The following is a 2,931-nucleotide window of genomic DNA, read 5'->3' on the forward strand; positions in this document are numbered from 1 at the left end:
TACAAGATAGCGCTTACTTTAATAACAACTCTTTCAATCTACGATTTTTCAATTGATCATTCTTACGAGAATCTGTTTAGAAATGAAACTAATCCCCTCTCATCATTTTTTCGAATCAATTAATATTTTTGCAAGAAGTGTGCCAAAGAAACTATTTATCCAAAATCTCAAATTAAAATGGATAATCTGATCTTGTGCATACGAAATAGTCCACAATTTCTACAAAGTAATACATAAATAGTGCAGATGAATTTTGCTTTTTTAATATTAATTAGTGTATTTTTGGATAATTCATTTAATCGGAAACACTTATAATGCGCAGATGGATTTTGCAATATTTTCTGAAAATTAATCGAAGAAGCGTTAAATGTCTTGAAAACGATTCCATCTATTCTGTGCAGATGGATTTTGCATGGAGCAGATATATCATCCATTTTTGCAAATAAAAACACCAACCTGCTCGGCCGATGTTTTTATTCTTATAACACTTTGCTTAAAAAAGCTTTAGTTCTTTCATGCTGAGGGTTTTCAAAAATTTCTTTCGGGGCATTTTCTTCTACAATGACACCCCCATCCATAAATAAAACACGATCTCCCACTTCTCGGGCAAATCCCATTTCATGCGTTACAACGACCATTGTCATTCCTTCTTTAGCCAATTGTTTCATTACTTCAAGCACTTCTCCAACCATTTCCGGATCTAGTGCTGAGGTCGGCTCATCGAAAAGCATGATTTTTGGCTTCATCGCTAAAGCTCTTGCAATCGCAACCCGCTGCTTTTGCCCGCCTGATAATGAATCTGGATAGACATCTGCTTTTTCCTCAAGTCCGACTTTTTTCAGGAGCTCAAGACCTGTTTTCTTAGCTTCCTCTGCAGAAATTTTTCTCACTTGCATTGGAGCAAGCATGATATTTTGAATGACCGTTTTATGCGGAAATAAATTAAATTGCTGAAAAACCATTCCGACTTCGGTTCTTACTTTATTAATATCTGTTTTTTTATCGGTTATATCAACTCCCTCAATCGTAATATGACCGCCTGTTATCGATTCAAGCAAATTAATACATCTTAAGAATGTAGATTTTCCTGATCCTGATGGACCAATCACAACGACAACTTCCTGTGGTTGTATAGAAGCACTAATATCTTTTAAAACTTCATTTTGTCCGAATGTTTTTTTTAAGTTCTTCACTTGAATCATTCTGTTGTCAACCTTCTTTCAAGTTTATTCAATAAGAAGCCTAATGTTGTTGTTAACACAAGGTAAATGAGCGCAGCTGTAAGATAAGGCTCCCACACACGGAAAGTTTGACTTGCTAATGCTCGTCCATAGTACATAAGTTCAGGTGTCGCCACGATTGCTGCGAGGGAGGACTCTTTAATAAGGACAATGAACTCATTCCCAAGAGGAGGGATCATTCGTTTGAAGGCTTGAGGCAATATGACATGTTTCATTGCTTGAACATGGGACATGCCTAGAGAACGAGCTGCTTCCATTTGTCCTCTATCAATGGACTGAATACCAGCACGAAAAATTTCTGCAATATAGGCACCTGCAATTAAGGAGAGTGCAATAATACTAGCCACAATCCCATTCGTATGCCCAATAAATAATGGTACGATCCCGAAATGAATTAATAATATTTGAACAAATAAAGGAGTTCCGCGGAAAAATATTATGTAACAATTAAAAATAAATGCAAGCGGCTTATTTTTCACCATTTTCCCTAAGCCGATAAATAAACCAAGAATGGTTCCAAATATAATACCTACAATTGACAAACCAATCGTTAATAATGTCCCCTTTACAAAGAAAGGAATATATTCTACTAAGATGTCAATCCTGAAATCCATTGCCCTTCCCCCTATGTAAATCAAAATTGCGTAACTTTCCTTTCTGCGTTACGCAATTCTGATTTAATTATTTATTTTTGCTGAGCTAAAATGGTCTCTACATCTGGTTCAACTCCGAACCATTTCTTATAAATCTCAGAATAAGTTCCATTTTTCAAGACTTCAGTAACAGCCACATCAAAGTCTGCTTTTAATTCACTGCCTTTTGGAAACATGAGGCCGTAAAATTCATTTTCAAAGCCTTCTTTATCGCTAATAACATTTAGCTTATCGTTTGGATTATTTTGGGCATAAGCCTGAACTACTGCATTATCGGCAACAACTGCATCTGCACCGCCACTCGTTAATTCCAAAATCGCTAAATTATTATTATCAAACTTTTTAATGTTTTTATTGTTTAAGCCTAGTATTTTCTCAACTGCCGCTTCCCCAGTCGTTCCTCCAAGAACTGCCACTACCTTGTCATTCTTTAAGTCAGCCGCACTCTTAATATCACTGCCCTCTGGAACTAGAATCTCATTCGTTGATAAATAGTATGGTACTGAAAAATCATATGTTTCTGATCGCACATCATTAATTGTAATCGCACAAATCCCCATATCCGAAAGCTTGTCTTTTACCTCGACAAATAGAGGATCCCAGCCAACATTAACCATTTCAAATTCGTAGCCTGCTTCCTTAGCAACGGCATTCATAAAGTCAACGTCAAAGCCTTTCATTTCACCTTTATCTAAAAATACAAATGGCGCATAGTTTGCCTCTGTTGCGATTTTAAGTTTTTTCTTACCTTCACCTGAAGCTGCACTATCACCGCTGCCCTCTGAAGTCTTTTGGCTCGTACCGCAAGCTGATAGAATAAGAGAGAAAACCATTACAATAGCTAATAGTGTAAACCTTTTCATTTTAATGCCCCCTTTAATTTTAAAAAGCAGTACATTTTATTCACGTAATGTCTTGGAAGCAATTTCCTTTCAGGTTTTGGAAAAATCTCAACCCCCTCTCCATATTTTTTTCTAATCAAATAATCTTTTGCAAGGATTGTGCCAAAATAACTAATTCTATATATTTCTAATACT

The 2,931-nt window shown here is 36.0% G+C and carries 3 protein-coding genes; all 3 read right to left on the reverse strand.

Annotated features, from left to right (window positions below; genetic code table 11):
* Positions 1 to 479: 479 nt before the first annotated feature.
* The 3 genes from V7164_RS18215 to V7164_RS18225 all read right to left on the reverse strand — a co-directional run bounded on the left by V7164_RS18215 (position 480) and on the right by V7164_RS18225 (position 2,757).
* The gene (locus V7164_RS18215) at positions 480 to 1,202 is read right to left on the reverse strand and encodes an amino acid ABC transporter ATP-binding protein (protein WP_335347544.1); all 723 of its coding nucleotides are present in this window, start codon (positions 1,200 to 1,202) and stop codon (positions 480 to 482) included.
* Entirely contained in the window at positions 1,199 to 1,855 is a 657-nt protein-coding gene (locus V7164_RS18220; RefSeq protein WP_335347543.1) for an amino acid ABC transporter permease, read from the reverse strand. Before V7164_RS18220 ends, V7164_RS18215 begins: the two co-directional genes overlap by 4 nt.
* A gap of 71 nt (positions 1,856 to 1,926) precedes the next feature.
* Positions 1,927 to 2,757 carry a basic amino acid ABC transporter substrate-binding protein gene (locus tag V7164_RS18225; protein ID WP_335354814.1) on the reverse strand — a complete coding sequence of 277 codons (831 nt, stop codon included), beginning with the start codon at positions 2,755 to 2,757 and terminating at the stop codon, positions 1,927 to 1,929.
* Between the last annotated feature and the right edge of the window lie 174 nt (positions 2,758 to 2,931).

This window comes from Bacillus sp. JJ1474 (assembly GCF_036965225.1).
In the GTDB taxonomy this organism is placed as follows: Bacteria; Bacillota; Bacilli; order Bacillales; family Cytobacillaceae; genus Cytobacillus.

Excerpts from the sequence above, each read along its gene's own strand:
- V7164_RS18225 (WP_335354814.1), bottom strand. The coding sequence starts at position 2,757 with ATGAAAAGGTTTACACTATTAGCTATTGTAATGGTTTTCTCTCTTATT.
- V7164_RS18220 (WP_335347543.1), bottom strand. The coding sequence starts at position 1,855 with ATGGATTTCAGGATTGACATCTTAGTAGAATATATTCCTTTCTTTGTA.
- V7164_RS18215 (WP_335347544.1), bottom strand. The coding sequence starts at position 1,202 with ATGATTCAAGTGAAGAACTTAAAAAAAACATTCGGACAAAATGAAGTT.